Source organism: Bacillus sp. FSL K6-6540 (genome assembly GCF_038007545.1).
Genome location: NZ_JBBOXH010000001.1, coordinates 4,686,163 through 4,712,271 on the forward strand (window position 1 = coordinate 4,686,163; position 26,109 = coordinate 4,712,271).

A 26,109-nucleotide genomic window follows, 5' to 3' on the forward strand; every position below is an offset into this window, starting at 1 on the left:
CAGTAAAGGTACATCGATGGAGGTTTTTCTCAAGGGACATCCATCTTGTGACAGACGAAGAGCAGTTGACATTTGAGAGCTTCAATGCTTTATTAGTTCTAAACTCATGAAATGTATCATGTCTGCAGGAGGATTTAGTCATGACCAGAATTTTCGTGACGGAAGCGGTCATGCTGGCCATTTACGGTCAGCTGTTAGTACCACCCAAACCCGTCGAATACATCATTCCATACACCACGATTTTGGAATTATATGAGCTTCATACCACGGAGGAACATCTCATGAATAGCAGTGCTGATGACCAGCACGTCAAAATAAAGATCGGCGAATTGATATCATATTTCGAAGAGCCGCTGAACAAAAAGAAAATCGAGCGGGCCCTCCAGGTTCCCTGGTCCAAAAGCCCGACCATTCCCGTTAGCGAAACCACTCGGGTCTCGGTCATGAACACCATGGACACCGCACCGTACGGAGAGTCCTTCGATCCTATTGAGACCGAACTGCTGCTGGCTTCCCAAAAAGCGGAGGCTCCCATATTGACGGATCAATACGAGTTGATTCAGCGCATCGTTGAAAGCGCTCTTCCCGTACAGGTCTATGATATCGACGATTTTGACTTTGCACTGGAGGTCCCGTTATCCGGGCAGCCGTAAGGCTCCTGTGTACATGCATACACAAGGCAAAAGGAGTCCCTTCCCCGGTTTGAATGGGGCAGGGACTCCTCATGTTGACCGAAAAAAATTCCCCGTGCGGGGAATTTAAAGCATGCACATCTGCCTCCACGAACGAGCCTCAGCTCTTCTTTTTTATCTTATCGAGCAAGCGGATCGTGATCGCATCCATAGCGGGCAATGCCTGGAAATCAAAATATTTAAGAGATACTTCCGTATTCGGGGACAAATGAATGGCGCTGTGCAGACCGGTTGCCGCGTAAACGCCGATTACATAATATACCTCATCTCCACCAAGCTGCTTCTTCATATACTCCGGACCTGATACAAGGTCCAAGAGTCGCATATCGTCCGCGGTCAGGCCGCTCTCTTCCCACAGCTCTCTGGAGGCTGTGTCTTCAAGAGCTTCGCCGGGCTTCAGGTTTCCGATCGGGAGTCCCCACTCGTCCCTGTTCTGACGTTTCAGGAGAAGTATCTCTCCGTTATCGTTCAGCACAAGCACCGCCGCTTTCACACGGACCACCGAACGTTTGCCGATATACTGGCGAATATCACGGTGATATACGCTCATCTTGGGAACCTCCTTTCCCTAGATGGCGCTGCAGTCTCTCATCAGGTTAATTTACTGCGCCCTCTTCTTCATAAATATACGAAATGTCATCCAAGGATTCCTCATATTTCACGCGTAGCGTATACCCTTTCAAATACCACAGATCCTGCTCTTCCATATAGAAAGTTACCTCTTCCGAACGCTCCGTCAGTCCTGCTTCCCTTGGCTCTTCTACCGAAATACCGAGCGAAAAGCCGGGATGGAGCCCGCCGCCTGAGCTATAGCGTGGAAAGAAGCGAACGAACGTGCCGGCTTGAAGGTCGAGTTCCTTCTTGTACCAACGTGCTGCCTGATCGCTGACTTGAATTTGCATGTGTCGTGCACCCTCCTTAGACGTTATTTTATGTTGATCCCTATCTTTTTGGCAGACCGGAGATCATAGGGACGGTATCCATATTTAGCTGCAATATTATCATAACGCATACGCACGTTAGGATACAAATCATTTTGATAATTAAATAGTGACATAAGGTTCCGGCCTTCCTTCACTATAAGAATAACTCGAGGTGATCTAAAAAAATAAGTTTGACACATTCCAGTTCATGGTGATAAAATTCAGTCCATACGAGATCGATTTGAATAAAATGTAAAATGACGAAGAAAGGGTGAGTGACATGCTGAAATTGTTTGCGATGGATAAAGATCATCTGGATCATCATTCCCTACAATTCAATATGGATCGACTCCCCGCTGGTGCTGTCTCATCATCATCAAGCCTCGTTCGTTCGTTGTCGGAATGAATTAGAACGAAGCTGCTGACCTTTGCGCGGAAGTCATGATCACCGTGCGTATGATAAGTTCAAAATTAATGAAGCATATCGTCCGTCGTCGGATGATGTGCTTTTTTTGGTTTTTGCGGATGATATGATGCCAGAACGATACGAAAGGAAGGGTTAATGTGTTTGCCGTACTTAAAAATTTAGGCTGGTTTTTCAAGCGTGAGAAAAAACGTTATTTGATCGGCCTGGCGTTGCTCATCTTTTGCGGATTGGTTGAGCTTCTGCCGCCGCTCCTGCTCGGAAACGCCATTGACGATATCGTCAGCAGTTCCATAACCTGGGCGTCCCTCGTCCAATACCTGCTCATGATTCTCGGCATCGTTGCTGTCGTTTATTGTGCCACGTACATATGGATGCACCGTTTATTCGGAGGCGCAAACCTCGTGGAACGCCTGCTCCGTACCCGGTACATGAACCATTTGCTGCGGATGCTTCCTCCGTTTTTCGAGCGCAACCGTACCGGGGACTTGATGGCCAAGGCGACGAACGACCTTCGCTCCGTGGCTGCAACCGCCGGCTTCGGCATGCTCGTCATGACGGACTCCACCATCTACTTGATCGTCGTCCTGTTCGCCATGGGTTTCATCGTCAGCTGGAAGCTGACGCTGGCGGCGATTCTGCCGATGCCGATCATTGCCATCGGCATGGTGATCTACGGAAGAGCCATTCATAAACGCTACACGCTGGCTCAAGATGCCTTTGGAGACATGAACGACCAGGTGCTGGAGTCCGTAGCCGGCGTACGCGTCATCCGGGCTTATGTGCAGGAACGCGCCGATCAACAGCGCTTCCAGGATATTACGGATGACGTATATCGCAAAAATCTGGCGGTTGCCAAAGTGGATGCCTTATTCGAGCCGACCATCAATTTTTCCATCGGTCTCAGCTACGTCATCGGTTTGGCCTACGGGGTGTACCTCGTGTTCCAAAATCAAATCACGCTCGGAGATCTCGTATCGTTCAATATGTACCTCGGGATGATGATTTGGCCGATGTTTGCGATCGGGGAATTGATCAATATCATGCAGCGGGGTAACGCCTCGCTGGATCGGGTCAACGAAACCTTGAAGACGCCGCCGGATGTTGCCGACGTCGCGGATCCCGTAGACGTGAAGGTTCCGGACACGATTCAATTTAAGGATGTCACCTTCCGTTACCCGACTTCAACGATCGAAAATTTGCAAAATATCAGCTTTACGCTGCAAAAAGGGCAGACGCTAGGCGTTGTAGGACGCACGGGCAGCGGCAAATCGACGCTGCTGAAGCAGCTTCTGCATGAGTATCCGACCGGAACCGGGGATATCCTCATATCCGGCGTGCCGATGGAGAGGCTCGCGACCGATCAGCTCCACAGCTGGATCGGGTATGTGCCGCAGGAGCAGATCCTGTTCTCCAAGACGGTGCGCCAGAACATCCAATTCGGCAAGAAGGATGCCAGCGACGAATTGATCATGGAGGCGATTACGACCGCTGCGTTTGACCGCGATCTGGTCACCCTGTCCGATGGTCTTGATACCATTGTCGGCGAAAAAGGCGTGGCGCTGTCCGGCGGGCAAAAACAGCGGGTATCCCTGGCTCGGGCTTTCATCGGCGACCCTGAAATCCTGATTCTGGACGATTCCTTGTCCGCGGTAGATGCCCGGACGGAAGCCAGAATCATCGATAATATCCGGAGCAAGCGCGCCGGTAAAACGACCCTGATTTCCACCCATCGCCTCTCGGCGGTCCAGCATGCCGATCTAATCGTCGTCTTGGAGGACGGCCGAATCACGGAGCAGGGAACCCATGACGAACTGCTGGAACTCGGCGGCTGGTACCGCGAGCAATTCGAACGCCAGCAGGTGGAAAACAATCTGACCTCGGAGGAGGTGTCTTAATTGACTCCAAGCGATACAACCATCTCGAATGAATCCGGAATTGCCAAACGGCTCTTCCGTTATGCCTTAACGGCTAAGGGCACCTTCATCACCGCCCTGATTCTGCTGGCCATCGGCGTTGCCGCCGAGCTGGCAGGACCCTTCATCGCGAAAACGATGATCGACGAGCATATCCTGGGCATCGAGCGTCCCTATTATGAGACGACGCAGGCTCAGGGTGCCGCATCCTATAATGGAACTTATTATAAACGTGAGGATCGCTTTCAGGAAAGCGAGACGCGAGGTCAGGAAGTGCGCCTCGTTCAGGCAGGCCGCAGCTTCTATTTCATTGATGAGCCGGTAACCCGAACCGAGGGAAACCGTTCCTTCCAGAATGGCGTATTGACGATTTCCTACGCCTCGGAAGAGCTGCAATACCCGGCCGTCAAATTAACCAAGGAACAGCTGTTTGAATTTTACAAACCCGAGCTGCCCAGCATTTATAAACTCGTCGGCCTGTTCCTGATCTGTCTTCTGATCTCCATGATAACGGTATTCGGCAGAACGTACTGGCTCCAATCGGCAGCCAATCGGGTCATCCAGAAGCTGCGTACCGATGTATATGCCCATATACAGCGCTTGCCCGTCAACTTCTTCGATAATCTGCCGGCTGGCAAAGTCGTTTCCCGGGTAACGAATGACACCGAAGCAGTTAAGGACCTGTTCGTTGCGGTATTATCCAACTTCAGCTCCGGCGCCGTCTATATCACGGGTGTTTATGTCGCCCTGTTCCTTCTGGACGTCAGACTGGGCTTGATCAGTTTGTTTGTCATCCCGATGCTGATTGTATGGACCATCCTGTACCGTAAATTCGCAACCAAATACAATACGGTTATCCGCTCCCGTCTGAGCGAGATCAACGCCATTATCAATGAATCCATCCAGGGTATGGCCATCATCCGTGTATTCCGCCGCCAAAAAGCGACCCAGGACGAGTTCGAGGCACTAAACGCGGATTACATGGCCCATCAGAACAAAATGCTGAATCTGAACTCTTTCACCACCCACAACCTGGTCAACGTGCTGCGTAACGTTTCCTTTGTGGTCGTGCTCTGGTATTTCGGTTCGGCATCGCTGAACGGTGCCGGGATCGTTTCGATCGGCGTGCTGTACGCCTTCGTCGATCTGCTCGGCCGCATGTTCCAGCCGATTACGGGCATGGTCAACCAGCTGGCCGCGCTCGATACTTCCATCGTCTCCGCCAAGCGGGTATTCGAGCTGATGGATGAAACGGGCGAAAAAGTAACGGACGGCTCCATGCCGCGATATTTGGGGAATGTGGAATTTCAGGACGTATCGTTCGCTTACAAGAAGGACTACGTGCTGAAGAACATTTCGTTTGAAGCGAAGCAAGGACAGACGGTGGCGCTTGTCGGGCATACGGGCTCGGGCAAAAGCTCCATCATCAATCTGCTGTTCCGTTTCTACGACCCGCAAAAAGGCACCATCACGATTGACGGCCAGCCTGTCACCGATATTCCGAAGCAGTGGCTCCGCAAGCATATGGGAATCGTGCTGCAGGATCCGTACCTGTTCACCGGCACCATTGCATCCAATGTCAGCCTGGGCGATCCGGACATTACCCGGGAACAGGTAGAGCAGGCCCTTCGCGACGTAGGTGCCGATCGGCTCCTGGCCCATCTGCCGCAAGGCTTTGATGAGCCGGTGCTGGAGAAAGGCAGCACGCTTTCCGCCGGTCAGCGCCAGTTGATCTCGTTTGCCCGTGCATTGGCGTTCAACCCGGCCATACTGATCCTTGATGAGGCCACCGCTAACATCGATACCGAGACGGAAGCCTTGATTCAAGACGCGCTGGAGGTTCTGAAGCGCGGTCGTACAACGTTTATCATCGCTCACCGCTTATCCACGATCCGCAGCGCCGATCAGATTCTGGTCCTTCACCGCGGAGAAATCGTGGAACAGGGTTCCCATGACGAATTGATGGCCTTGGGCGGAAGGTACTTTAAAATGTACCAGCTCCAGCAAGGAAGCTCGCCTTCGGTTCCCGAGAATAAGGAAACGGTGCTGGCCGCTTCCAACAGCAACTTGGCCGGAGGGCATTTATAGATCAAGTTAGGCAAAGCTAACGCAGTCATATGAAGACAGACCTAGGTTAATCGTAGTTTTTCTTGCGATATCCGGAAGTTCCAAGCTTCGAAGTTTATACTTTCTGACACTATAAAAAGGCTGTCCCCTGTCGAATGTAACATTCGCTTGGGGACAGCCTTCTTTTTTACATCGGATTCTGGCGGCACATGACAAGAATTACTTTGCCGAATCAAGAGTACCGGCTGCTTTGACCGTGATTTTGGTGTATTTGGACGGCACGACCACGTCATCGGACGATTTTGAGATGACCTGCGGGTACATTTTGTCCGGATCGGGTTGCACCACCTTGAAGTAGATTACGGCTTCGGTGTCGCTAACATAGTCGACCGAAGTAATTTTAATGCCATACCCCGGATTCGGCAGGTCTTCCTTGGTTACCGTGACTTTGTTCTGCGATTCGTCCACCTTGACGACGCTTGTGCTTACATCCGGTTCGGATTGCCCCGGCTCTTCAGGTGTCATGTTCTTCTGATGCTCCTCAATGAATCGAATGGAATTGTATACGAGCTCTGCGGCTTCGATTCGCGATAAACTCTTCGTTGGATGGAACTTGTCGTTCGCGTCCAGCTTCGCGATTTTGGTTAACAGCAGGAATTGCACGGCCCCCCGGCTCTCCTCTTTCATCAGATCCTCGTCGGCCACATGCAAATACATCATGATCACGGGATAATTCCCGGTCTTCTGAATCGCTTCCGAGAGCAAGGTCGCGAACCCTTCGCGCGTGATCGGCTCATTCCATTTCATGTCCGCGGATACAGACAATCCATTCTGAGCCGCAATGTTCACGGCTTCGGCAAACCAAGCATCCTTCGGAACACTGTCGAACGAGCGGCCCGTAAAGTTCGGCTGCACCTCCAGGCCGGCCGCATTCACGATCATCTGCACCGCCTGAGCGGTCGTTATCGTCTTGGACGGAGCGAATTTGTCGGCGCTGATGCCCTGGATAATCCCTTTCGATTGCAGTTCCTTCACCATTTGCAATGGCTTCTCCTCTTGTATATCCGTAAAAGCAGAGGCGGCGCCGGCACCGAGCAATGACGAAGTGACAAGCATAGCGGTTAATAATTTGGTTGTTTTTTTCATAGTTACACCTCCTATTATTCCTGACGCAGAGGTGCTGGAATATGTTTCATCTGAAGCGCATTTTCTTCTACACGCTTTTTTCGCTATCCAGCCCCAGCTTTATATACATCTCGCGGGAGTAACCTTGAAGCTTCTGCTCCAGCGCTTGGGCTTGGTCCTTAAATGCCGTCAGCTCCCGAATCATTCGGGAACGGCCGGCCGGGCTAAACGTCTCATGGATCCGTTCTTTGAAATAATCATGAACGATATAGTTTCGCTGCTTCCATACTTCTTTTAATTGAAGCGTCTCTTCCTCGGAGAACGGAAAGTAATGCTGGATCTCATGGACCAGCTGGCCCAAGGAGCTGCTTAGTTTCCGCTGATATAATTGGGTGAAATCTTCCTCTGAAGGCACATTCCCTTGAGAAAGCTTGATCAGCATCAACAAATTCGCGAGCTGCTGCTCAAGGGCCTGTGAATAATACACCGCTAATCCGAAATAGGCAAACAGCTCTTTGGAGTGGTCACTGTCCAGCAGTCGAGTTTGTTTCATGGTATCCTCCTCTAGTATTGGCTGTCTTTACCGTTTCTATTTGTGTATATTCCTATGGTAAAGGAAGACTCCTCCTACTTCAACCTACTTTTCGGATCATGGACGCTGCATCCTTGCGGGAAGCCGTCCATAGATAAACAGCCAGTAATATAAATCCGTAGATGAAGGAATAGGCGATCGTCAGGAGTTTGACGGCCACTGACCGCTCGTCGGCATGCATGAACAGGTCCATCATGACGGAGACAGGCGGCAGCAAGTAAGGGATGATTCCCCAATAAGCATGATCGAACTGGACAATGGATTGACCGGCCAAGGAAACAATGATCACGATGAATAGTAACCCTGCCGCTCTTCCCTGGTTCTCCATGAAGCCGAACTGAAAGAAAACGGACAGCGAAATGCCCAGCAAGGACATTGCGACATGTCCCACATAACCAAGAGCAAGCTCGTAGAATGTAATCGGCTTATCGAACATCCCGAACATGACGGGATAAAGGACAGCGAATGCACTGAATAGGATGGACAGAAGACTTACCGTGATATATTGGGCGGCATAAAACCGTAGGGCCTTGCCGCTGTGTACAATCAGGAGCATCGTTTGACGCCCTTGATCGTGATTGTGGAAATTCAACCCCAGCCAAGCTGAGCCGACAAACAGAAAGGCTGCCGTCACGGCATAACTGTCCATGATCGGGTTAGGCCGGTAGGAGTAGAGGAACACCACCGAGATCAGCATGAATGCAATCGGAGCGAAGTATCGATAAGATCTTGTGTAACTGGCAAGCAAGTAACGAATCAGGGATCCCATCATGCTCCCTCCCCCTCCATAGGCTGGCCCGAACCCGGGCGCTCGGGCTCTTTCATCTCCCCGCGCCAAGGCTCAAGCCGTATCAGCGAACCGCCAGACTGCAAAATATCCAGCAGCATGTCGTCCGTTGCCTGCCGCGTAACCATCATCGATGCCGGGTTGCCTCTGGATATCCAATAGAGAAACCCGGGGCGGCGTTCAAGCTCCAGCATGTTGTCTGGCGAAACGTGCGTGAATTCCAGCTTCATCCGCTCTAAATGCGGACTCCTTTCAAGCAATCCGTCCCGCTCGATCCGCCCCTGCCGCAGCCGCGTCTCCCGATCAGCCAGCGATGCAATAAGCAGCGGCTCGTGAACGGACATCACGATAGCCGTTCCTTGTCTTTTGATCTCGCTCAGAATGCCGATCATCTCCATCTGGGAGGACTCGTCCAATCCCGAAAGCGGCTCATCCAGAAGCAGCAGATCGGGCTGGCTAAGCAAGGCCTGCATGATATTGACCTTTTGCAGCATTCCCTTGGAGCATAGCGTCATCTTCATGTCCTGCAATTGAAACACATTCAGCATGGCATCGATCCGCTTCGCGGCTTCTTGTTTGTCCATGCCCTGAATGCCGGCCATATGGCGCAAATATTCGGAAGGGCGAAACCGCAGCGCAGGAAAACGTTCCGGTACATAGCCGACGAGCAGCGATGTTCCATATTCGATCCTGGACCCTTCCGACGGGTTAGCAAGCCCCGCTATCACATGCAGCATGGTGCTCTTGCCTGCGCCATTGCTTCCCGTTATCGCAACGCACTCAGCGCGGGAGATGCTCCAGGTGATGTTATGCAGGACGGCATACTTGCCGAAACGCTTATGTACTCCGTTCAATTCCAGCAGCTCCTGCAAACACTTCAACTCCTGTTCACATATTCTGGTGTTTGTATTTCGTTCAGGTATTTTTCGAACACGATCGTGCCGGCGCCTATGACGCCCGCATACTCTCCCAACTCGGATGGCTGAAGCACGATTTTATCGTGAAAGCTGGACAAGCTTCTGTTATATGATGTTTCTCTTACATATGTGAAGTAATCCGGGTACCGGTTCGCAAGGACTCCACCGATGATAATCGTTTCCGGGGTTAGCAGGTTAATGACATTAGCCAGGGATATACCGACATAACGAGCCGATTCGTTCAGCATATTGGCAGCCAATGGATCTCCGTCCACACCGGCTGTGATCACATCGGTGATGTCCAATCCGTGATCATTGCCATCGAACGAGGATTGAAGAGAACTGCCAGCTCCGCGCCGCAGCTCTTCTCCGACCCTGCGGACGATGGCCATACCGGATGCGATCGCTTCCAGGCAGCCGGTATTGCCGCAATTGCAGCGCGGACCGTCAATATCGATCGTGCAGTGTCCGATCTCACCGGCTCCAAAAGGGCAACCCTGATATATTTTCTGGTTGAAGATCAATCCGCTCCCGATCCCGATATCCGCATCCACGTATACCAAATGGTTGAAATGCCTGCCGTTTCCATACCATAACTCACCGAGTGCCATCACGTTAGCGTCCTTCTCGATTTGGGTCGGAAGCTCCGTATTCTCCTCGATCAGTCCCTTTAACCGTACCTGATGCAGCCCGGGAAGGTTCGGCGGAGACAGGATCTTGCCTTGGACCGGATCTAGCGGTCCCGGAGCTCCCACCCCTATGCCGATGATTCGGGACTTCAGGCCCGACTCGTCCAATACGGCTTGGATCGTGGAGATTATGACATTCACCACGCTGCCGCGATTGGCGTTATCTTCAAAGGGGGAATATTTATCCATCATCGCTTTCCCCTGCAAATTAATGACTGCCGCTCTTACGGAGGAGGCGCTGATATGAACGCCAACCGTGTAAATATCACCGGAATTCAAGGAGAGGAGTTTGGGCTTCCTGCCCCTGCTGGACTCGTCATAAAACCCGGCTTCAGCAATCAATCGATCCTTCATCAGCTCATCCGTCAAATTGTTCACGGCGGTAAACGTCAAATTCATCTTGGCTGCGATTTCCGCCTTCGTCAAACTGCCGTAGTCACGGAGCAGCGCGATAATGCCGATACGATTCAGGTTTTTGACATGCCGATTGTTCTTGCCAACGGAACTGTTCATCTTACAACCTCATTCTTTTTACCCATATTGTTCTTCCCTCTCACACATCTATCATAGGGGAAAATTCGGAGTTAGTAAAATCCATTACTCAACGAACTGCAAATGAAAAGCCTGACCTCCTATTCGGAAATCAGGCCTGGTTATATCACACAATAGAAACTTGTTAGATTAAACGTGGCTCAGCATCTCGCGGCATGCTTCGGCACATTTCCGGCATGCTTCCGCACATTGTTTGCAATGCTCATGATCATGCTTCTCGCACTCTTCCGCGCAAGCCAGGCATGCCTTGATGCACAGCTCGCAAATCTCCTTAACGTAAGGGCTTTTGCGGGACATGGCTTGAGCCGCAAAAGCGCAAATATCCGCACACTCTCTATCGAGTGTAATACAATCGCGAAGCATGGCCAGTTCATATTCTTTCAGGCAGGATACATAGCATACATTGCAAGCGTTCATACATTGGAGACATGCTTCGATGCATTCTTTATATTTGAGTTCATTTAACATTGGATAGATCCTCCTTGTAGTTATTACGCTATGCCTTTGTATTAAACGTTCGACTGCCCTCTGAATCAAACCCGGCCAGAAAGTCCCAAGGTACAATTGCCCAGATTGATCAGGCAAAAATGGCTGAGTTATGCCCGGCTTGTCTTCCCCTCCAGCTGTTCAAGCTGCTCCCTTAGCAGCGATTTCTGAAAATGCTCCCCGATAAACACCACCACATCCGGCACTTGGCCCTGGGGCGTTATCTTCATAAAATCGGATTCGCGAAACGCGTACTGGAACAAAAAACGGCTGTTCGTATCGCTGAAAGTGAGAATGCCCTTCGCCCGGTATACATCCCTTGGCAGCCCGGCTATCAATCGTTCGAACTCCACGCTGTTTACCGGATGGCTGAAGTAGTATGTGTACGACATTACATGATCATGGGAGCCATGATCATGTGTTTGGTCGTGGTTGTGGTTGTGGTCATGCTCGTGGCTGTGGCTGTGGTCATGCTCATGGCTGTTGGCTTGCTTGTTTTTGTCTCTGTGCTCATGGGCATCCCCGGCCTCTCGATGATGTACAATCGAATGCTCATTCCGATCCCCGGGATCGCTCTGCAGCAAATCTTCAACATTCAAGTCGCATCGCACCGAAGGAACAATCGAGGCATGCGGATTCCACCGCTTCACCAACTCTCGAATCGTCTCTCTGTCCCGGTCCTCGACCAGGTCCATTTTATTAAGGACGAGCGCGGAGGCTGCGCGAATCTGCTCCTGCATCAACCGGTAGGTCTTTCCCTTCTGCTCTATGTTCAAATGCAGCAGATGCGCGGCATCCACGACAGTGATCAGTTTTTTCACGTCAATTCTCATATATAATGAGGCTTCCGCTGTCGCGTCCAGAATTTCCATCGGATTGGCGATTCCCGTCGCTTCGATAACGATGACATCCGGCCGCTCCCGCTGGATCAGCAGCGCGATTTCGGATGATAAATCGGAACGAATGGTGCAACAGATGCAGCCGCTCAGCATCTCTGCCGTCGGCACCGCTTCATCGGCTGCCAGCCCTTCAATGTTAACCTCGCCGATCTCGTTCATGACAATGGCTGGCCGCAATCCCTGCTGCTTGGAGGAGGCAATGAGGCGGCTAAGCAATGTCGTTTTTCCACTGCCGAGAAAACCTGATAAAATATAAATGGGTGTTACGTGCTCCACGTTCCATACTCCTTTGCGCACATTGTTTATTATGCTAGCGAGTGTACTACATTTCATCCGTCTACCGCAAGCGTCCCGCCATTAACTGAACAGGAGTTGTCATAACGCATGAATTCGACGCAAGAACATAAACAGCAATCCCCCGCTTCCGTGAACTGTATGGTGATTACGGTTTCGGACACGCGGACGAAGGACACGGACAAGAGCGGCAAACTGATGATCGGCTTGCTTGAAGAAGCCGGACATGCCGTCGTGGCATACAGCATTGTTCCAGACGACTACGAAACGATCCGTGAAACGATTTATTCCGCGGCCAGCGCTCCGGAGATCGATATCGTGTTACTAACCGGCGGAACAGGCATCTCGAGCCGGGATACCACCTATGAAGCGGTCTCTTCGCTGCTGGATAAAGAACTCCCGGGATTCGGAGAAATCTTCCGCTTCCTTAGCTTCACCGAAGATATCGGGTCTGCGGCTATTTTAAGCCGCGCGATCGGCGGCACGATAAGCCACACGGCCGTTTTCTCGATGCCGGGTTCCAGCGGTGCCGTAAAACTTGCCATGAACCGTATCCTCCTGCCTGAGCTGCGGCACGTCAAATATGAGCTGGATAAACACCGATCATAACCAACTAACGCCGGGCACCATGCAAAAGGCCGGATGCATATGGGCATCCGGCCTTAGCTGTATCCTAACTGCTGGCGCGTCGTTGATGTTTGGCAAGCAGGGAGGGCGCTATTTTTTTGACCTGGTCATAATAGTTATCCGTTTTGTCGCCTGTCGACGTATAGACGATGGACGTTTCCTTGTCACTTATGATCAGATTATGCCCGCCGGCCGCATTGGCATCCCCTTCTGTTACGCCATAGATTTCCTTAAGCCCTTTTTCCCGTGCCGCTTGATTCTGATAGACGTACACGGTAATAAACTGGCTTGCATCATAATTGATCCGGTATTGATACGTGATATTGCCGACGTTGTCCTCTACATAGGTTTCGTTGGTCAACGGCATATTGGCCTGGTTGAACGAGGCTTGGAGATCCTCAAGGAATTTTCCGTTCATGCCCCGGCCTGATATCCGGGCCTCTCTGGAGCCTTCCTCGTAAGCCCTCATGTTATATAGGCGCATCTCGTCCCTGGCCACCTGCCTGGAGCAACCGACCGATATGGCAAAAATGGAACAGAGCAATAACACGGTAACGATTTTGCGGTATTTCATATTCACTCCCCCTTCCTTAGGTGTCAAAGGCTAGCTTCCCTTAGAATGCCTGTGGGAGAGGAACATTATTCGATAAAAACGGCCAAATATTATAAGGCGATGACGCTTCGTCCTACCGCCCCGCCCTGCAGGATGGTATTCAGCACTTCGGGCAAATCGGTCAATCCGTATTCGGCAATTCCTTCTTGAAGCACGGTTGTCGGCTTCCACTCATTCGCCAGCTTGGTCCATAACGCTCGACGGTAGGCCATGGGGCAGTACACCGAGTCGATGCCAAGGAGATTGATTCCCCTCAGTATGAACGGAAACACCGTCGTTTCAAACGCACCGCCGCCCGTCATGCCGGAAACGGCGACGCTTCCGCCGTATTGTACGCTTTTCAGGATGGCGCCCAAGTGATTACCACCGACGGGATCTACCACGGCTGCCCATTTCTCAGCGGAGATGGCCCCCTTGGAGGCTGCTGCAGCTTCTTCTCTGGAGATCACCTCATGGGCTCCCAGCTTCAAGAGCCAGTCGGTCTGGCTGGATTTGCCTGTCGATGCCGTTACCCGATAACCTAACTGGTTAAGAATGGATACCGCGAAGCTGCCCACTCCCCCGGTCGCGCCCGTAACCAGGACGGAACCCTGCTCCTGCCGCAACCCATTCCGCAATAAAGCCTCGATCGATAATGCTGCCGTGAACCCTGCGGTACCGATGGCCATCGCATCGCGCGGAGACAAACCCTGAGGCAAGGGAACGAGCCATTTTCCCTTAACCCGTGCATATTGGCTGAACCCGCCTTCATGGGATACCCCTAACTCATAACCGGTACAGAGGACGGAATCCCCTTCCTTGTAATCCGCATGAGCGGAATGCACGACCGTCCCTGCCAGGTCAATGCCTGGTATGAACGGATACCTGCGAACGATTTTTCCACCCGGTATGCTGGCCAGCCCGTCTTTATAGTTAACCCCGCTGTATAACACCCGCACGATAACGTCGCCTTCGGGCAGCTGATCCAACCTCATGTTCTCCACGCTGCCGCGAACCCCTTGCTCATCTTGGCGAAGCACATAGGCTTGAAAATCGGTTTCGTTGTCCACACATATCACTCCTTGGGTTAGTTTAGGTGCTGCAAAGCAATCTGGATTTGCACGAAGAATATGTCGAAGCTTTATGCATGCTCTCGGAATATGGCGACTTATGCGCTTTCCTGAGAAATGATCCTCCACTCGGCTTAATTAGTCAAAATTATGTTATCATGGAAAAGGAATACTTTTATACAAAAATCACCAGCAGGAGTTGAAATCTAAGTTATGACTCATTCTGAATATAGATCTGAACGTTCATCCTTCCGCTTCTCGTACTTGCTCACTTTGGTGACCTTAGTTCTGTTACCGGTCGTCTATAAACCGATCAGCCAGTTTTTTGGAGCCCTTGGTATTCATACACAATCAGGGGGCGTTGCCGGCTCGTTTCTCGTGTTCTTTCTAAGCTTGGGTCTCATTCTTACACTGTATCGGCTAATCTTCAGAGTATTCCCCATCATTACCCGGCCTGGTCTCAAAGTATACGTATTAATCGGTCTACTCTTCCTATTGATTACCGGGATCTATGAATACATGAGCACACACCGCTCGGTTGAAGCAGCCGTATTCAATGGGAAACATGCTTTTCTTGAGGCACCTTTCAGCGTTGAACATGCTGAAATCATACAATCAGAATTATCGCCGAAGAAGGCTTATGCTTTCTTGGTTACACCTGGAACGGGATTGCATTTATCAACCTATACCAAGGGATGGTTCGGATGGAACACTTCATTTGCAACAATATTGTACCCTCCTGCTGAAGATTCCTCTTCTCACTCCGTATTCTCGGAGACAGGCAAGTATTCATCACTTGTCATTGGCGTATATAGAAGCCAGGAACCCTTTCAGGTCCGAGTAAATGGTCAGCCGGTCCATACCATACCTTATCAGCAACTCAAGCCATATGTCAGTGAAGATTTGTACATTTGGTACTACGAACGCCAGCCCGACATGCTAGAGAACAAGGACAAGGTTCATCTCACCGCGCGTGACGTCAACGGAAGTATAGTGGATCGACTTGACCTATAGGCCAAGTACAAAAAGACGCTCCCTTCTCCTGCCAAGCGGCAAGATTGGGGAAGCGTCTTTTTCATTGGTGTGTATATTCTAATCTTCATGCTGTTCCATGAACTCGGCCATCATCCGCTGTTTCACTTCCCAGACCTCTTCGCTCAGGTTCACGCGGTATATCTCCGGATTCAGCTTACGCAAATACTCGGGCCAGAACTGTCCCAGCTGTGCGTCATGATAGCTGCGGATTTCCTCCAGCTCCGGCAGTTCATACACCAATTCGCCATGCTGGAATATCGGTTCCAGCATGGACACCGCTTCAAAGTTCTTCACGTTTTTGCGCATGTAAGGATGCAGCGGATTAAACAGCTTCAGCTTACCGCTTTCCGGCGGCATCTCCTCTTCCGGGAAACAGATGTAATCGGCGATTGCTTTGCCGCTGCCCTTGGATATGATGCGGTACACGTCCTTTTTGCCGGGGGTGGACACTTTTTCAGGGTTGCCCGAGATTTTGATGGTCGGTACCATTTTCCCGTCAACCTCCCGCTCCACCAGCTTGTAGACCCCTCCGAGCGCAGGCTGGTCGGCCGCCGTGATCAGCTGGGTACCGACGCCCCAAGTATCGACCTTGGCACCCTGTGCCTTGAGATCCAGAATCGTACCCTCATCCAGATCGTTGGAAGCTACGATGCCTACATAGTGAAGACCGGCCTCATCCAGCATCTTCCTTGCCTGAATCGACAGGTAAGCCAAATCCCCGCTGTCCAGACGAATGGCATTCATCCGCTTTCCTTGGGCCTCCAGCTTCTTCGCCGTTGCGATGGCGTGGGGAATCCCGCTCTTTAACGTATCGAAGGTATCCACCAGCAGCGTCACTTGATCCGGCATGACCTCGGCAAAAATATCAAATGCCTCCTGCTCGCTCCGGAAGGTCTGCACCCAGGAATGCGCATGCGTGCCTTTGGTCGGAATACCGAATTTCTCGCCGGCCAGCATGTTCGAGGTAGCATGGAAGCCGGCCAGATACGCTGCACGGGCTCCCCACACGGCCGCATCCGCTTCCTGCGCGCGTCTTGTGCCAAACTCCAGCAAGGTATCGCCGCCGGCCACCTGACGGATGCGGGAGGCCTTGGTCGCGATCAAGGTCTGAAAGTTCATGAAGTTCAGGAGCGCGGTTTCGACCAGCTGCGTCTCGAAAATGGTGCCTTCCACCCGAATGAGCGGTTCGTTCGGGAATACCAGCGCCCCCTCCTTCATGGAATGAATATTCCCTTGAAACCGGAAGCGGCGAAGCTCCTCCAGAAATTCAGGCTTATACTTCTCTTCCTGTTTGGCCAGATACGCGATATCCTCATCCGAGAAACGCAAGGACTCGATATAATGCACGATCCTTTCCAGTCCGGCAAAAACGGCGTACCCGTTACCGAACGGCAGCTTGCGGAAATATCCCTCAAACACCGCACGCGTACGATGAGAGCCGTTAATCCAATGCGCATACATCATGTTGATCTGGTATTTGTCCGTATGTAGTGCTAATCCTGCTGTCAGCATCACGATCATCCTCCAGTATGACCCGGTTCATCCATGCTTCCGGGTAGTTCGAGCTGTCTATCGATTAAGAAATTCTTCGCTTCGCACAACGGCTGCCCCGAGACTGCCCTGAAAGTGGCTTAACGCCCACTTATGCCCCTCCGGATTGAAGCTGGCAACGCCATCTTCATACACCGTTATTTTGTACCCGTAATTATACGCATCCACGGCAGTATGCAGCACGCAGATGTCGGTGCATACCCCGACAAGATCGACTTCGGTAATCCCGCGTTCCCGCAGCTTCTGGTTCAGATCCGTGCCGCAAAATGCGCTGTATCTCGTTTTATCCATCCAATAGATCGTATCCTTGCGATCCTCATAGACCTGTTGTAACTCGCCGTATAATTCCCGCCCCTGGGTTCCCCGGATGTTATGCGGAGGAAACAGCTTGGTTTCGGGGTGAAAAGCGTCGTCCTGCTCATGCAGGTCCACGGCCATGACGACAAAATCTCCGCGATCGCTGTATAATCGGGTCAACTCCGCAATGGTCTTCTGAATGTCGATGGCGGGTTTCCCTACCGGCAGGTTACCATCCACGAAATCATTCGTGAAATCTATCACGATTAAGGCTTTCATCTGACACACTCCTCTACGATATGATTAATGTGATCGATAAAATAACAGCGGTTGAATCATAGACCTGCTATGTATAAATCGATAGCAGCGGCGCATGATCCGTAAATCGGTACAATTGGGCCGGACGCTGCGAATATTGGTTGGAGCTTAGCGGCTTGCCGTTCTCATCCCGCGCTTCTTCCAGTATCCCTTGTCTGCTCCGGGTCGATGTGATTTTACGGATAAAGTTGGGTTCGTTGAACTCGGGCACAACCGTCTGGATGACCTGGTATAACTCGCTCAGCGTAAAATGCTCCGGCAAAAACTGCCTGGCAATCGTCGTTTGCAGCATTTGCAGCTGAATCTTGCGGTAAGCATCCATAATAATATCCCTGTGGTCAAAAGCAAGCTCCAGCTCCTCCAAAGCTTCCGCGACCGTAAACAGGCCAACCTCTTCCGCGTCATCGGCAGCCTGGCGGTGCTCCAGCATCCACTCCTCTACGAGCGCATAGAAGGCATGGCTGATAATCCAGCCTCTTGGATCACGTCCCGGCGCGCTATACACGCCCAAGTACTCCAAGTGTCCGCCGTCCACCCCGGTCTCTTCCTTCAGCTCCCGTTTGGCGGCATCGTAAATCGACTCGCTTTCACGGCAAAAACCGCCGGGAAGCGCCCACATGCCGGCACAAGGCCATGACCTGCGCCGGATCAGCATCACCTTAAGCTCCCGAATGGGCAGTGTCTTGGTAAAGGTCTTCCGTTCCCGCTTCGTCAAGGTAAACATCACGATATCGGCGGGCACACCGTCCGGTGTTCTGTATTTCTTGGCACTGCTCTTTGGCGCCTGTTCGCGATCCGTCATTTCCATCACCATAACTATTAATTTGATAATTTCATTATGACATATTTAAAAATGATGTCAAGGATTTCCTAGCCCAATCTCTATATAGTTTACTATGCCCTATACATTCTCATTCTGTGCATGCCTTAACAAGAACAGAAAAGGTGCGGAACCATTCCGCACCTCGTTTCCTCTATCCGCAGCTGCTTGGCGGCGTATCTTTACCTGTTTCCACGTTCACTTTTTCCGAAACGGTATCGTGAATCACGGATACGACCAGCTGAAGAAGATAATTAATGTCGCTTTGACTTTGCTGGAACTCCATCACGAGCGGGATGCTGTCAATCTCCTCCTGCAGCTCTTCGATCTCGCGTTCGATTTTTGCTACCATGTCCTTGTTCTGGAACGTTTCAAAAGCTACGATTTCTTTTTGCTTTTTCTTAATGGTTTTGATCAGGTTTTGGACCCGTTCGTGATTCTGGATCTTCTCTTCCGCTTGCTTAAACATCTGAACTTCTTCGCTTGTGGATATTAAATTCGCCAGCTCGCCGGCTTTCGCCAGAATATCGTCGCGTATAATCAATTCACGCGTATTGTAAGTGGACATACCGTAGGTGTTGGTACGAACATGATCATGTGCCAAGGTTCATCGCTCCAATTCTTCATCATCTATATGGGTATATGCAGGCATGGATCCATTGCGGTAACGGTCTATGCTGCATTGGCATGCTTCTTGCCCCTCCATTATACCGCATCTGAGGCAGGAATCGCGTCCGGGATCATATCCCCTTTGATATACCAGGTCTTCGTATCCGTGATCCTTACATTCACAAAGCTGCCTACGAGTTCCGTTGAACCTTCAAAATGCACCAGCTTGTTCGTGCGCGTGCGTCCGGACAGCATGGAATCATTGTTCTTGCTGACTCCTTCTACCAGGACCTCCACCGTAGATCCAAGCAGCCTGTCGTTGCTCTTGCGGCTGTATTCATTAATGGCGGCGTTCAAGCGCTGCAGACGCTCGCTCTTAACCTCCATCGGCACATTATCCTCCATCACCGCTGCCGGCGTTCCTTCGCGCGGAGAATAAATAAAGGTATACGCAGAGTCATAACCTACTTCCCGTACCAGGGACAGCGTCTCCTCAAACTGCTCATCGGTTTCGCCGGGGAAACCGACAATGATGTCGGTGGTGAACGCTACATTGGGAATCGCCTTCTTAATCTTATGGGCCAGTTCCAAATACGTCTCGCGGGTATATTTCCGGCTCATTTTCTTGAGCACTTGCGAGCTTCCCGACTGCACCGGCAGATGAATATGCTCCACCAGGTTGCCGCCCTTCGCCAGCACCTCGATCAGATGATCGTCGAAGTCCCTTGGATGGGATGTCGTGAAGCGAACGCGCGGGATATCGATTTTGTGAATATCATCCATCAGATCGCCGAAGCGATACTGTATATCTTCAAAATCTTTGCCGTACGCATTCACGTTTTGACCGAGGAGCGTAATTTCCTTATACCCTTGACGGGCCAATTCGCGAACCTCGGCAATGACGTCCTCCGGACGCCGGCTGCGTTCCTTGCCGCGAGTGTAAGGGACGATGCAGTATGTACAGAATTTATCACAGCCGTACATAATGTTGACCCAGCCGCGGAGACCTTCCCTTTTCTTCGGAAGATTCTCGACAATGTCGCCTTCCTTGGACCACACTTCAACCACCATTTCCTTGCTGAAGAGCGCTTCCTGAATCAAGTGAGGCAGACGATGTACGTTATGCGTGCCGAAGATCAGATCCACGAAGCCGTGCTTTTGGAGAATTCGATTCACGACCGATTCTTCCTGCGACATGCAGCCGCAAACCCCAAGCAGCATATCCGGTTTTTCCGTCTTCAGATGCTTCAGGTGGCCGAGTTCGCCAAACACCTTGTCCTCCGCATTCTCACGAATGGCACATGTGTTGAGCAAAATGATGTCCGCCTGCTTGCGATCCTCGGTTGCCCGGTAGCCCATCTGCTCCAGCAATCCCTTAATCGTCTCGGAATCATGCTCATTCATCTGGCATCCGTACGTATACACGATGTAATGCTTGCCAGCCCCGATGCTTCGGAACTCCTCAGGCAGCTCGGTATCGTACAGGACTTCGACACTCTGTTTGCCGCGTTGTTTTTCCTGTCTATGATTAGGCTCCGAAAGAATGTTGATTTCCCGGCCATTGATGCGAATTCTCTTCCCGTGTTCGTCTTCCGAGAGAACTTTGGCTCCTGAAAAATCAAAATACTTGGAGTAGTCCTTACTTTCTTTCGACATGCTAGGTCACTCCTTAGATCCGCAAAATCTCTGGTTTACATGACAATATTGCTTAATAGGCACTGTTTTAAATTATATCATGATCTTTATGCCTAAGCTACCACCCTGGTGCTATTAGAGCGTTCCTTGGCCGTTGATTTCTTCTTCCACATGTTCTGCAGCACGCCGACCCTAAACTTGAATTCCCAAAAAAGAGCCTGGCATCGATGAATCGATCCAGGCTCTTCTTGACTGCGAACTTGTAAAAGTTGCGCATGCGTGACACATACAGTATGTTCTTATGGCTTTCTAAAGCCGCGGATTAATCAATAATTTCAGCAGTGTCTCCGTTTTTGGCGCCGGCCGCGTTGGCCTCATCGGTGTCGATGTGCATGTCGAGCGCAAAATTGTCGGATACGCGGGCAATGACGTTCTCCAGCACGAGGCCGCGTTCGCCGCCTAGGCGCACTTTGAGCAGGTCCTTGTCCTTGATGCCCCACTGCTCCGCATCGGATGTATGGAAGTGAATATGACGAGCGGCCACGATGACGCCTTCGTCCACCGTTACTTCACCTGCCGGGCCTTTAATCGTGATTCCCGGGGTTCCGGCAATGTTTCCGGATTCGCGCACGGGTGCTTTCACGCCGATGGCAAAGGAATCCGTACGGGAAATTTCCAGTTGGGTTGCAGGACGCGCAGGTCCCAAAATTCTTACTTTATCGAATTGTCCCTTCGTTCCAATGACCGCTACCGTTTCGTTGGCCGCGAATTGTCCTGGCTGGGACAAAGGTTTGAACTCTGTAAGTTGATATCCAGGGCCGAACAATGCCTCAATATGCTCTTGGGTTAAATGAATATGGCGGGCGGATACACCCACAGGTACAGTTTTACTCATCTGTCTCACTCCTTGTTTTTCTCTATATGCTGTACATGCCATCACCTATTATACTCTCTATTACCCAAAAATAAAAAGGCAACCCGCGTGTTTCAGGTCGCCTTCTTTCGTTTCTTGCGCGATCTGCAACAGGATTGTCATAGTTATCCTCGAATCCAGGATGTTATGCGTCATGTTCATATTCTTGAACCGGCGATGCAGGCAAATGCTGTTCAAGAAAACGCAGCGGATTATCCGACATCCAGCCTTTGACCGTCGATTCGGGATAAAACTTGAGCAGCAGCTCCTGAAAATCCGGATACCGGCCCGGATGCTCCAGCCCTTCGATCCACTGATCGATTCCGTCGAAATCCGACCCGAACATGATGTGCTTCTCTCCGCCCAGCTCACAAATCTTCTCGATGTGCGGCAGGACGTCCTCCGGCGTCACGCGCTGGACACCGCTGCGGATAAACCAGGGCACAAACGTGATGCCGATCATGCCGTTTAACGCTATCAGTGCCCGTATCTGTTCATCGCTCAAATTCCGGGGATGCGGGCAAATGGAGTAGGCATTGGAATGCGAAGCAATGACGGGCCGCTGAGTCAGCTCCGCCAGTTCCCAGAAACCGGCCTGGGACAGATGGGACACATCCAGAATGATGCCTGTTCTATGACATTGCTCGATCAGCTGACGTCCCCGTTCCGTAAACCCGCCGTTTCGCTGCTCCAGCACGCCATCCGCTGCCCAGTTGGCATAATTCCAGGTAACTCCCATCAATCGTACGCCCATATCAAATAAAAGCTGAACGTAATACAGATTGCCCTCCAGCCCGTCAACGCCTTCCAGCGACAGCACGCCGTACCGCTCCGTCTTGCGTTGTCTCATCTCTCGGACTTGTTCCCGCCAAAGCAAGGGCTTGAGATGACCCGCGTTCACGATGCGGCTTCGGTATACATCCAGTTGGGCCAATACGCGTTCAAAGGAGGGCCTCCCGAATTTCTCCGACAAGAACACAGCGAACACCTCAAGCGCCAGATCCCCCTGCTCCAAACGCTGCAACGTTACGTCCAAATGCGGGCCGTCCACAAAAGAGGCTTTGGGATCTTCCCACATTTTGCTCAAAGCATCGCAGTGAAAATCAACCGTCCGCATCGCGGCGCTCATCTCCCTTCTGACCTGTCACAGCAAAAAGCCTGTTTACGCTTAGCAGAGTAAACAGGCTCATCCTCAACATTCGAAATTTATCTAGGTTCCACGATCAATTTAATTGCCGTCCGGTCTTCGCCATCAATCACAATATCCGTAAAAGCAGGGATGCATATCAAATCCACCCCGCTCGGTGCTACAAATCCCCGGGCAATCGCTACCGCTTTAATGGCCTGGTTCAGTGCTCCCGCCCCAATCGCTTGCAGTTCCGCTCCGCCCCGCTCCCGAAGAACTCCAGCGAGCGCCCCTGCAACCGAATTAGGATTGGATTTTGCTGAAACTTTTAATACTTCCATGGTAAGTACCTCCCCTGGGAATGTTGAGTGATGGTTTGCTTCCGCTTACTAGATGTTATTCGTGAGAGGGGAAAAAATTCCTGCTTTTTACCATCCGTACCTAATTTAATTAAACGGATTTTGACGCTTTTAATCCATCCGCCATTCATCTTCGTACATGCGGATTTTTTGGATCTTCCGGGCTTTTCCCGTCTCCTCATCCATGTCCACGCATACGGCGTGGAACTGCCATTTGCCTTCGTCGACCTGGAAACGGGCAGGAAGCTGGGTCTTGAATTTATACATGACCGCATCGCGCTGCATGCCGAGGATGCCTTCCTTGGAGCCCACCATGCCGGTATCCGTAATGTATGCCGTTCCTCCCGGGAGTATGGTATCGTCATTGCTCTGCACGTGGGTGTGCGTGCCGACCACCATCGAGGCACGGCCTTCCAGATGCCATCCCATGGCAATTTTCTCCGAGGTCGCTTCAGCATGAAAATCCACAAGGATGCATTTGTGCTTCTGGCGCAGTGTATCCACGATGTCATCGGCGGCCCGGAACGGGCAATCGATGGCTGGCAGGAATGTCCGTCCCTGCAGATTCACGATCGCCAGCTGTTTGCCGTTCGCTTTAATGACGGTGTATCCGCGGCCGGGCGTGCCGGGCGGAAAGTTCGCCGGGCGAACCATGCGGGGTTCGTCGTCGATAAATTCAAATATATCCTTGTTATCCCACGTGTGGTTTCCCAAGGTGATGCCATGAATGCCCCAATTGAAAAATTCATTGGCGATGGCCGAGGTGATGCCGCGTCCTGAAGCCGCGTTCTCCCCATTGGCAATAATGATGTGCGGATTATATTTGGACTTCAGCTCCGGAAGGGAAGCTTTCAGCGCCTTGCGTCCTGTGCTGCCGACAATGTCTCCGATGAATAATACTTTGATGTCAATCACTCCTTCAGGGGGAGCCTGTCCTGTCCTGACTTGATCCCAGGCAGGTCGGTTCCCGATTCATGGATAGTCCGATATGTATTTTCGGATATCTTAAAGATAAAAAGTGGCCGGAATGCGGCCACTTTTTAAGGTCCAAACTCTATTTCGCGTAATCGACCGCACGGGTTTCCCGGATAACGGTGACTTTAATATGACCCGGATAGTCCAGTTCATTTTCAATCGTTTTGGTAATGTCGCGTGCCAAGCGGAATGCTTCGGCATCGTCGATTTTTTCCGGCTGTACCATGACGCGAACTTCACGTCCTGCTTGAATGGCGTAGGATTTCTCAACGCCTTCAAAGGATTCGGAAATTTCCTCGAGCTTCTCAAGACGACGGATGTACGTCTCAAGCGTCTCTCTGCGTGCTCCCGGTCTGGCAGCGGACAATGCGTCGGCTGCGCCCACCAGCATGGCGATAACCGAAGTTGCTTCGCAGTCACCGTGATGAGAGGCAATGCTGTTGATAACCACCGGATGTTCCTTATACTTCTTCGCCAGCTCCACGCCGATTTCAACGTGCGATCCTTCCACTTCATGATCCAGCGCTTTACCGATGTCATGCAACAGTCCTGCCCGTTTCGCAAGCACGATGTCTTCGCCCAGTTCGCCGGCCATCAGGCCAGTCAAATAGGCCACTTCCATGGAGTGTTTCAACACATTTTGTCCATAGCTCGTACGGAATTTCAGTCGACCCAAAATTTTGATCAAATCCGGATGCAAACCGTGTACGCCAACCTCGAAAGTGGCTTGTTCTCCATACTCGCGAATGCGTTCGTCCACTTCCTTGCGGGATTTCTCCACCATTTCTTCGATACGAGCCGGATGAATCCGTCCGTCCGCCACGAGCTTTTCCAAAGCCGTACGGGCAATTTCACGGCGAATCGGATCAAATCCGGACAGAATGACAGCTTCCGGAGTATCATCGATAATAAGGTCAATCCCTGTAAGGGTCTCAAGCGCACGAATGTTTCGGCCTTCACGTCCGATAATCCGGCCTTTCATTTCTTCGTTCGGCAAGGTGACAACAGAAACCGTGGTCTCAGCTACGTGATCAGCCGCACAGCGTTGAATAGCCAGCGTGATGATCTCGCGTGATTTCTTATCTGCTTCTTCCTTCGCCTGCTGCTCGATTTCTTTGATCATCTGAGCGGTTTCATGACGAACTTCTTGCTCAACATTGCTGAGAATGATGCTGCGGGCATCCTCCATCGTCAGGTTGGAGATGCGCTCCAGTTCTGTCGTTTGCTTCTTGTAAATGGCATCGATTTGCTGCTGGGTTTCCTCTATTCGTTTCTCTTTGTTCGCCACTTGTTCTTCTTTACGTTCCAAAGATTCTATTTTTTTATCCAGCGACTCTTCCTTTTGCAACAATCTGCGCTCCTGCCGTTGAATTTCATTCCGGCGCTCGCGAGTGTCTTTTTCAGCTTCGGCTCTGATTTTATGAACTTCGTCTTTAGCTTCGAGAACCGTTTCTTTCTTCAATGCTTCTGCTTCCTTCTTCGCACTTTCGACGATCTGCAAAGCGGCATGCTCGGCACTGGAAATTTTAGCTTCTGCAAGGGATTTGCGAATAAAATAACCGAACCCAAAGAATATAGCGGCTACAGCGAGAACGATTATGATCCAGATCCAAGTTTCCATCTGTTCACCTCCTCGTTGTTTCCTCCAAGGCATTCCTTGGGAAAATGTGCAATTGTCAGGTTACTCATTCATACATAAAATTTTCCGGCAGTGGAAGCTGCCGTCCATACTGCGCACGCCATAATGACCGTACGCAAATCCCGCCTTAGCCAGCGGAATACATTTCACTATGAATTGGCGATTTAAGAATCTTTCACA

26 protein-coding genes are annotated in these 26,109 nt (G+C 51.2%); 5 read left to right on the plus strand and 21 right to left on the minus strand.

What is annotated here, in order from left to right; genetic code table 11:
• Window positions 1–140 precede the first annotated feature (140 nt).
• Window positions 141–653: a hypothetical protein gene (locus MHH82_RS20650; RefSeq protein WP_009590651.1), complete on the plus strand. Its 513-nt coding sequence runs from the start codon at window positions 141–143 to the stop codon at window positions 651–653.
• Window positions 654–792: 139 nt separating this feature from the next.
• Here MHH82_RS20650 and MHH82_RS20655 read toward each other — a convergent pair whose 3' ends face one another.
• Both MHH82_RS20655 and MHH82_RS20660 read right to left on the minus strand, forming a co-directional pair.
• Window positions 793–1,242 carry an NUDIX domain-containing protein gene (locus MHH82_RS20655; RefSeq protein WP_009590665.1) on the minus strand — a complete coding sequence of 150 codons (450 nt, stop codon included), beginning with the start codon at window positions 1,240–1,242 and terminating at the stop codon, window positions 793–795.
• Window positions 1,243–1,288: 46 nt separating this feature from the next.
• The gene (locus MHH82_RS20660; protein ID WP_009590696.1) at window positions 1,289–1,594 is read right to left on the minus strand and encodes a HesB/YadR/YfhF family protein; all 306 of its coding nucleotides are present in this window, start codon (window positions 1,592–1,594) and stop codon (window positions 1,289–1,291) included.
• Window positions 1,595–2,179: 585 nt separating this feature from the next.
• Between MHH82_RS20660 and MHH82_RS20665 the strand changes: the two genes are divergently transcribed.
• Window positions 2,180–3,937: an ABC transporter ATP-binding protein gene (locus MHH82_RS20665; protein ID WP_015736258.1), complete on the plus strand. Its 1,758-nt coding sequence runs from the start codon at window positions 2,180–2,182 to the stop codon at window positions 3,935–3,937.
• Window positions 3,938–6,043 (plus strand): ABC transporter ATP-binding protein, encoded by a 2,106-nt coding sequence (locus tag MHH82_RS20670; RefSeq protein ID WP_340967726.1) that lies wholly within the window; start codon window positions 3,938–3,940, stop codon window positions 6,041–6,043.
• A gap of 198 nt (window positions 6,044–6,241) precedes the next feature.
• On the opposite strand, the gene MHH82_RS20675 is transcribed toward MHH82_RS20670, so the two are convergent.
• The 7 genes from MHH82_RS20675 to MHH82_RS20705 all read right to left on the minus strand — a co-directional run bounded on the left by MHH82_RS20675 (window position 6,242) and on the right by MHH82_RS20705 (window position 12,345).
• Window positions 6,242–7,168: an S-layer homology domain-containing protein gene (locus MHH82_RS20675; protein ID WP_340967728.1), complete on the minus strand. Its 927-nt coding sequence runs from the start codon at window positions 7,166–7,168 to the stop codon at window positions 6,242–6,244.
• A gap of 67 nt (window positions 7,169–7,235) precedes the next feature.
• Window positions 7,236–7,700 (minus strand): hypothetical protein, encoded by a 465-nt coding sequence (locus tag MHH82_RS20680; protein ID WP_015736261.1) that lies wholly within the window; start codon window positions 7,698–7,700, stop codon window positions 7,236–7,238.
• Window positions 7,701–7,779: 79 nt separating this feature from the next.
• Entirely contained in the window at window positions 7,780–8,511 is a 732-nt protein-coding gene (locus tag MHH82_RS20685) for a hypothetical protein (RefSeq protein ID WP_145037656.1), read from the minus strand.
• Complete coding sequence (locus MHH82_RS20690; protein WP_340967734.1) at window positions 8,508–9,398, minus strand: ATP-binding cassette domain-containing protein; 891 nt, start codon at window positions 9,396–9,398, stop codon at window positions 8,508–8,510. Before MHH82_RS20690 ends, MHH82_RS20685 begins: the two co-directional genes overlap by 4 nt.
• Before the next feature lie 5 nt (window positions 9,399–9,403).
• Complete coding sequence (locus tag MHH82_RS20695) at window positions 9,404–10,645, minus strand: ROK family protein (RefSeq protein WP_340967736.1); 1,242 nt, start codon at window positions 10,643–10,645, stop codon at window positions 9,404–9,406.
• 168 nt (window positions 10,646–10,813) lie between these two features.
• Window positions 10,814–11,152: a four-helix bundle copper-binding protein gene (locus MHH82_RS20700; protein ID WP_009590455.1), complete on the minus strand. Its 339-nt coding sequence runs from the start codon at window positions 11,150–11,152 to the stop codon at window positions 10,814–10,816.
• A gap of 128 nt (window positions 11,153–11,280) precedes the next feature.
• Window positions 11,281–12,345 (minus strand): CobW family GTP-binding protein, encoded by a 1,065-nt coding sequence (locus MHH82_RS20705; RefSeq protein WP_340967738.1) that lies wholly within the window; start codon window positions 12,343–12,345, stop codon window positions 11,281–11,283.
• A 108-nt stretch (window positions 12,346–12,453) separates the two neighbouring features.
• Here MHH82_RS20705 and MHH82_RS20710 point away from each other — a divergent pair, with 108 nt between their 5' ends.
• Entirely contained in the window at window positions 12,454–12,972 is a 519-nt protein-coding gene (locus MHH82_RS20710) for a MogA/MoaB family molybdenum cofactor biosynthesis protein (protein WP_015736266.1), read from the plus strand.
• Window positions 12,973–13,036: 64 nt separating this feature from the next.
• Here MHH82_RS20710 and MHH82_RS20715 read toward each other — a convergent pair whose 3' ends face one another.
• The gene (locus MHH82_RS20715; protein WP_340967741.1) at window positions 13,037–13,564 is read right to left on the minus strand and encodes a hypothetical protein; all 528 of its coding nucleotides are present in this window, start codon (window positions 13,562–13,564) and stop codon (window positions 13,037–13,039) included.
• 89 nt (window positions 13,565–13,653) lie between these two features.
• Window positions 13,654–14,652, minus strand: coding sequence for an NADPH:quinone oxidoreductase family protein (locus MHH82_RS20720; RefSeq protein WP_340967743.1), 999 nt, complete (start codon window positions 14,650–14,652; stop codon window positions 13,654–13,656).
• 213 nt (window positions 14,653–14,865) lie between these two features.
• On the opposite strand from MHH82_RS20720, the gene MHH82_RS20725 reads away from it, so the two are divergent.
• Window positions 14,866–15,666 (plus strand): hypothetical protein, encoded by an 801-nt coding sequence (locus MHH82_RS20725; protein ID WP_036661616.1) that lies wholly within the window; start codon window positions 14,866–14,868, stop codon window positions 15,664–15,666.
• Between the two features lie 78 nt (window positions 15,667–15,744).
• Here the strand turns inward: MHH82_RS20725 and MHH82_RS20730 are convergent, their stop codons facing one another.
• The 10 genes from MHH82_RS20730 to rny all read right to left on the minus strand — a co-directional run bounded on the left by MHH82_RS20730 (window position 15,745) and on the right by rny (window position 25,911).
• Window positions 15,745–17,199 (minus strand): nicotinate phosphoribosyltransferase, encoded by a 1,455-nt coding sequence (locus tag MHH82_RS20730; protein ID WP_015736270.1) that lies wholly within the window; start codon window positions 17,197–17,199, stop codon window positions 15,745–15,747.
• Between the two features lie 57 nt (window positions 17,200–17,256).
• Window positions 17,257–17,814, minus strand: coding sequence for a cysteine hydrolase family protein (locus tag MHH82_RS20735; protein ID WP_036661618.1), 558 nt, complete (start codon window positions 17,812–17,814; stop codon window positions 17,257–17,259).
• Window positions 17,815–17,881: 67 nt separating this feature from the next.
• On the minus strand, window positions 17,882–18,667 hold the full coding sequence (locus MHH82_RS20740) for an NUDIX hydrolase (RefSeq protein WP_015736272.1): 786 nt from the start codon (window positions 18,665–18,667) through the stop codon (window positions 17,882–17,884).
• A 160-nt stretch (window positions 18,668–18,827) separates the two neighbouring features.
• The gene (locus tag MHH82_RS20745) at window positions 18,828–19,277 is read right to left on the minus strand and encodes a RicAFT regulatory complex protein RicA family protein (protein ID WP_015736273.1); all 450 of its coding nucleotides are present in this window, start codon (window positions 19,275–19,277) and stop codon (window positions 18,828–18,830) included.
• Window positions 19,278–19,378: 101 nt separating this feature from the next.
• Window positions 19,379–20,938, minus strand: a complete 1,560-nt coding sequence (gene miaB, locus MHH82_RS20750; RefSeq protein ID WP_015736274.1) for a tRNA (N6-isopentenyl adenosine(37)-C2)-methylthiotransferase MiaB — start codon at window positions 20,936–20,938, stop codon at window positions 19,379–19,381.
• 301 nt (window positions 20,939–21,239) lie between these two features.
• Entirely contained in the window at window positions 21,240–21,812 is a 573-nt protein-coding gene (gene pduL / locus MHH82_RS20755) for a phosphate propanoyltransferase (protein ID WP_009590461.1), read from the minus strand.
• A gap of 163 nt (window positions 21,813–21,975) precedes the next feature.
• The gene (locus tag MHH82_RS20760; protein ID WP_036659266.1) at window positions 21,976–22,947 is read right to left on the minus strand and encodes a dipeptidase; all 972 of its coding nucleotides are present in this window, start codon (window positions 22,945–22,947) and stop codon (window positions 21,976–21,978) included.
• Window positions 22,948–23,036: 89 nt separating this feature from the next.
• A complete protein-coding gene (locus tag MHH82_RS20765; RefSeq protein WP_006211249.1) occupies window positions 23,037–23,297 on the minus strand; it encodes a stage V sporulation protein S in 261 nt (86 codons plus the stop codon).
• A 129-nt stretch (window positions 23,298–23,426) separates the two neighbouring features.
• The gene (locus MHH82_RS20770) at window positions 23,427–24,221 is read right to left on the minus strand and encodes a TIGR00282 family metallophosphoesterase (protein ID WP_176502442.1); all 795 of its coding nucleotides are present in this window, start codon (window positions 24,219–24,221) and stop codon (window positions 23,427–23,429) included.
• Window positions 24,222–24,369: 148 nt separating this feature from the next.
• Window positions 24,370–25,911, minus strand: coding sequence for a ribonuclease Y (gene rny, locus MHH82_RS20775; protein ID WP_009589303.1), 1,542 nt, complete (start codon window positions 25,909–25,911; stop codon window positions 24,370–24,372).
• Between the last annotated feature and the right edge of the window lie 198 nt (window positions 25,912–26,109).